The 5339-nt window shown below is 68.3% G+C and carries 5 protein-coding genes; 4 read left to right on the top strand and 1 reads right to left on the bottom strand.

All coding sequences use genetic code 11. The features are described 5' to 3' along the window. Both VKH46_04140 and VKH46_04135 read left to right on the top strand, forming a co-directional pair. Positions 1 to 1073, top strand: a 1073-nt coding sequence (locus VKH46_04140; GenBank protein ID HKB70009.1) for an ABC transporter permease, incomplete at its 5' end; no start/stop codon positions are given. 513 nt (positions 1074 to 1586) lie between these two features. Then, positions 1587 to 2666 (top strand): hypothetical protein, encoded by a 1080-nt coding sequence (locus VKH46_04135; GenBank protein HKB70008.1) that lies wholly within the window; start codon positions 1587 to 1589, stop codon positions 2664 to 2666. Between the two features lie 90 nt (positions 2667 to 2756). Here the strand turns inward: VKH46_04135 and VKH46_04130 are convergent, their stop codons facing one another. After that, positions 2757 to 3101, bottom strand: coding sequence for a DUF5818 domain-containing protein (locus VKH46_04130; GenBank protein HKB70007.1), 345 nt, complete (start codon positions 3099 to 3101; stop codon positions 2757 to 2759). 243 nt (positions 3102 to 3344) lie between these two features. Between VKH46_04130 and VKH46_04125 the strand changes: the two genes are divergently transcribed. Both VKH46_04125 and VKH46_04120 read left to right on the top strand, forming a co-directional pair. Continuing rightward, positions 3345 to 4337, top strand: a complete 993-nt coding sequence (locus VKH46_04125) for an ornithine cyclodeaminase family protein (GenBank protein HKB70006.1) — start codon at positions 3345 to 3347, stop codon at positions 4335 to 4337. After that, positions 4334 to 5299 (top strand): pyridoxal-phosphate dependent enzyme, encoded by a 966-nt coding sequence (locus tag VKH46_04120; GenBank protein HKB70005.1) that lies wholly within the window; start codon positions 4334 to 4336, stop codon positions 5297 to 5299. The genes VKH46_04125 and VKH46_04120 overlap by 4 nt, the downstream gene beginning before the upstream one ends. Positions 5300 to 5339: the final 40 nt, after the last annotated feature.

The raw sequence follows: 5339 nt of genomic DNA, 5'->3' as shown, positions 1-5339 counted from the left end.
CCCCACCCGGTAAAGAAGGGAAGATACGTGCGAACACGCCGGTCGCGCCGCCGATTCTCGAGCTCACCCGAATCCGGATCCTCGCCTTCTTCCGCGAGCCGGGCGCCGTGTTCTGGGTCTTCGTCTTCCCGATCCTGATGGGCCTCGCGCTCGGCTTCGCGTTCCGCGAGAAACCGCCGGAGAAGATCCCGGTCGGGATCGAGTCCGGCGCGCTCCCGCCGCAGATCCTCTCGGCCGTCGAAAGGGACGCGGACCTCGCCGTGCGCGAGTTCGCCGACGAGAGCGAGGCGCGCCGCGCCCTGACGTTCGGGAAGATCGCGCTCCTCGTCGAGCCGGGGACGCCGCTCCGCTTCCGGTACGATCCGAGCCGCCCGGAGGCGCGCACGGCGCGGCTCGCGCTCGACCACGCGGTGCAGCGCGCCGCGGGCGCTCCCGAGCCGATGCCCTCCCGTCCCGAGCTCGTCCGCGAGAAGGGCTCGCGCTACATCGATTTCCTCCTCCCCGGAATCCTGGGCCTGAACCTCATGGGCACCGGCATGTGGGGGATCGGTTTCTCGGTCCTGACCTCGCGGATCAAGAAGACGCTGAAGCTCCTCGCCGCCACGCCGATGAGCAAGCGCGACTACCTGCTCTCGCACCTCCTCGGCCGGAGCGTGTTCCTCGTTTTCGAGGTGCCGTTCATCCTGCTCTTCGGCGTGCTCGTCTTCGGCGTCCCGATCCGCGGGTCGATCCTGTCGCTCGCGGCGCTCTGCGTCCTCGGCGCGTTCACGTTCGCGGGGATCGGGCTGCTGACGACCGCCCGCGCGCAGACGCTCGAGACGGGCTCGGGCCTCATGAACCTCGTCATGATCCCGATGTGGCTCCTCTCCGGGTCGTTCTTCTCGGCCGACCGGTTTCCGAAGGCGATCCAGCCGTTCATCCAGGCGCTTCCGCTCACGGCGCTGAACAACGCGCTGCGCGCCGTGATGCTCGAGGGGAAGTCCCTCGCGTCGAACGCCGGCGAGATGGCCATTCTCGTCGTCTGGGGAATCGTGACGTTCGCGGTGGCGCTGAAGATCTTCCGCTGGCAGTAGACGGCCGCACGGCTCGCGCGGGACGCGTTCGACCGCTGGCGGCCTCTCAAATCGCGAACCTCCTCCTCGGGCCGGCTGCCGCACTGGCGTACGGCCGCTTCGTCGGCCCGCGGAGACTTTTCGCGATTTGCCTGCGCGGCTCGGGCTCGACGCCCTCGACCGCTCCGGAGCCCCCGGCCCGAGCAACCAGCGCGACCTCGCGCTGCTCGGATCGCGAAGAAAGCCAGTCGCCCTCACCTGTTTGTCATTCCCGCGAAAGCGAGAATCACATCGTGTCGGTGAGGCTGATTGCCGTCCTTTCCGGCGGACAGCTGCTCCCCCCGCCTCGCGCGACCGCCGCACGGTTGCATCGCGGCGGGCTGCCCCGTGCGATGGGCGCCCCGGAGAGCGTGCGATCGCCTTCGTGACGACAAGCGGTAGGCGGCCGTACATATTCGGGAGGATGGCTGCTATCAAACGGGATCCGTTTGCATTTACCCGTCCCGTTCGACCGAGACTACGGTCTTCTCCGCCATGCTCAAGACCGGAATGGTGCGAAAGATGACCGCAACGAAAGCATGTTGGTTGCTGGCTTTTGTCATTTGGGGAAGCCCGCTTCGTTCGGCTCCCGTGGCGTGGACGAGCAACGGTCCACCCGAGACGGTTGGCGGCGTCTGGTCGCTGGCGGTTGCCACCTCGCAGCCAACGACGGTCTATGCGGGAACCCGGGACGGCGTCTGGAAGAGCTTGGATGCGGGAGGTTCATGGTCGCCAGCCGGTCTCGAAGGATTCACGATCTTGTCGCTCGCGGTCGACCCCGCCGATCCTGACACTGTATACGCGATGGCCGAGGAGAGCTCGTATTTCGAGTATGGCACCGTGTCGAAGACAACCGATGGCGGCTCGTCATGGAGCAATTTGGTTTACCTCGGAAAATTCGAGTCGATGACGTCGATCTCCGTCGATCCTTCGGAACCCTCCGTCGTGTACACGCGATCCCTTTCGCACAACACTGGCGGATATCATCTGGCGAAATCGACGGACGGGTTCGTGTCCTTCACGAATGTGGATCCGGGCGCTCCCGGGAGCGTCGCCTCCTTCGCCTTGGACCCGCGGAACCCGTCGGTTCTTTATCTGCTCTATGGGCCGGGGGAATTCGAGTCCGATGACAAGGGAGAAACCTGGTCTGAAATCGGAGCTGGACCGGGTATCGGCAGAGAGAGCTTCTTGATCGCGGATCCATTCACGCCCGGAACGCTTTTCGGCGCCGGCGATTCAGGAGTGTCGCGAAGCGAGGATGGGGGACGCAGTTGGGCGCCCACTCCCTTCGTGGGTAAGGTCACCGCCGTCGTCGCCGACCCGGTTCACGCTGGAACCATTTTCGCGGGTACGGAGAACGGCGTTTTCGTCAGCCCGGATCGTGGGGAAACCTGGGTGGACATATCTTCGACCTTGCCGGAAGGAACTCTCGTGACCTCGCTCGCGAAGGGAACCGGAACGCTCCACGCAGGGAGTTACTTTGCGGGTGTTTTCGAGCGGACACCGCCGATTCGATCGGTCCCCGTGATGCCGGGCCCGCGAACGTCGCCCGCCGTCGTTCACCGTCGACCGTAGCGTAGCGGTCTACCGCGTCGAAAAAACGAAAACCCCGCTTGCGCGGGGCTTCGACTTTCAGACTTTCGACTCTGTGACTTTTCGACACTCTTACGGCGCCAACGTCACCTTGTCCGGGTCGAGCATGTCGCCCTTCAACTCCCCGCGGATCTGGACGCGCTGTCCGGCGTACTTCTCGAGCTTGTGCTGGTCCTTCAGGTTGTAGGTGCGGTTCCCCTCGCGGTCGGCGAGGACGTATTTCGCGCCCCCCTCGACGCACGCCTTCACGCACGCCGCGTCGGAGAATCGCGCCACCCCGCCGTGCTTGTCCTGCATCGCCGAATGGTCGAGGCCGCACATGCTGTCGCTGACGTATCCGGTGACGACGACGTCGTCGCTCGCGCGCGAGATCCCCGCCCACGCCGCGGCGATGACCAGGACGCCGATTCCGGCCATGGCTTTTTTCATCACACGTACCTCCACCGGTCCAGGCAGCACTTTTCGTGCCACGAGATGGCAAGTCTCGGCAAAGTAATGACATAATACCGCCGGCGCGGACATGAACTCGATTCGTCGAACCCGGTACGCCGCTGACTTTCCGCCGGACGTCCGCCCCCTCGCGCGGCGCGCCGGCATCTCGTTGCAGCAATCGGCATCGTGCCGCTCCGCGGCCCCCGCCGTCGCCGAGCTCGAAGCTCGATGAGTCTGTTTCTTTCCGCCGCCGACGTCCGGCGGCTCCTCCCGATGGCCGAGGCGATCGAGGCGATGGCGGACGCGTTTCGCGCGCTCTCCGACGGAAAGGCGCTGCTGCCGCTCCGCACGATCGTCTGGACACCGGACCGACGCGGGGGCCTCGGCCTGATGCCCGGCTACCTTCCGGGACGGTTCGGCGCGAAGGTCGTCACGGTGTTCCCCGGCAACCACGCAACGGAGCTCGATTCCCACCAGGGGGTCGTGCTTCTGTTCGAGGGAGAACGCGGCCGGCTCCTCGCGATCGCCGACGCGACCGAGATCACCGCGATCCGCACGGCCGCCGTCTCCGCCCTCGCGACGCGCCTGCTCGCCCGCGAGGACGCGGGCGACCTCGCGATCTTCGGGTCGGGCACGCAGGCGCGGACGCATCTGGCCGCGATGCTCGCCGTGCGCCGCATTCGCCGCGTTCGGGTCTGGAGCCTGTCGGTCGAGGCCGCGCGCGCGTTCGCGGACCGCGAGGGGAAGCGCCACGGCATCGCGATCGAGACGCCGGATTCCGCCGAGGCGGCGGCGCGGGACGCCGAAATCCTCTGCACGACGACCTCCTCGCGCGACCCGTTCCTCCGCGCGGATTGGCTCTCGCCGGGCGCTCACGTCAACGCCGTGGGATCGAGCGTCGCGACGGCGCGCGAGCTCGAAGGCGCGGCGGTCGCCCGGTGCGCGCTCTTCGTGGATCGCCGGGAGTCGACGGTGAACGAGTCGGGAGACTTCCTCTTCGCGAAAGCGGAAGGGGCGATCGGCGACGACCACATCCGCGGCGAGATCGGCGACGTGCTCACGGGGCGGACCCCGGGGCGCCGTTCGGCCGGCGAGATCACGCTCTTCAAGTCGCTCGGCCTCGCAATCGAGGACGTCGCCGCCGCCGAGCACGTCTGGCGGCGAGCCACGGAAGTGGGCGCCGGGGTCGAGATCGACGCGAGCGGGCGGCGCGAGGCGTGACGCCGGTCTCCCCCGTCTCCCTCGAGGAGATCCGCGCCGCGCGGGAGCGGATCGCGGGCACGGCGATCCGAACGCCGCTCGTGCGGTGGAACGGCGAGGAGCCGGCGGGTCTCGAGATCCATCTCAAGCTCGAGAACCTGCAGCCGATCGGCTCGTTCAAGATCCGCGGCGCGGCCAACGCCATCGGGAAGGCGTCTCCGGAGGAGCTCGCCGGCGGCGTCTATACCGCGAGCGCGGGAAACATGGCCCAGGGCGTCGCCTGGACGGCGCGCCAGCGGCGCGTCCCCTGCTCGGTCATCGTTCCCGAGCACGCCCCGGCGGCGAAGCTCCGGGCGATCGAGCGCCTCGGGGCGGCGATCGAGAAGAGGCCCTTCGACGCGTGGTGGCGGGTGCTCGCCGAGCATGGCTCCCCGGAGCGGCGCGAGCTCTTCGTCCATCCGGTGAGCGACCCGGCCGTGATCGCCGGCAACGGGACGATCGGACTCGAGATCCTCGAGGACCTGCCCGACGTGGACGCGGTCGTCGTCCCGTACGGGGGCGGAGGCCTCTCCTCCGGGATCGCCTGCGCGCTCCGGGCGCTTCGCCCCTCGGCGCGCGTCTTCGCGGCGGAAACGGAGACCGCCGCGCCGCTCGCGCCGTCGCTCGCGGCGGAGATGCCGGTCGCGCCCTCCTACGCCGCGAGCTTCGTCGACGGGATCGGGTCGAAAGGGCTCCTTCCGGAGATGTGGCCGATGGTGCGCGAGCTGCTGGCGGGGTCGATCGCGGTGCCGCTCGCCGCGATCGCGGCGGCCATCCGCGGCCTCGTCGAGCGCAACCGGGTCGTCGCGGAAGGCGCGGGAGCCGCGTCGGTGGCCGCCGCCCTCACGGGGAGAACCGGGCCCGGCAAGGTCGTGTGCGTCGTCTCGGGCGGCAACATCGACCCGGAGAAGCTCGCGACGATACTTACGGGCGGCATTCCCTGAGCCGGCTCCGCGCCCTCGCGCGTCCTTAATTCAGACGTCG

The organism is Thermoanaerobaculia bacterium, assembly GCA_035260525.1.
Classification (GTDB): domain Bacteria; phylum Acidobacteriota; class Thermoanaerobaculia; order UBA5066; family DATFVB01; genus DATFVB01.
This window is presented reverse-complemented; position numbering and strand designations above follow the sequence as displayed.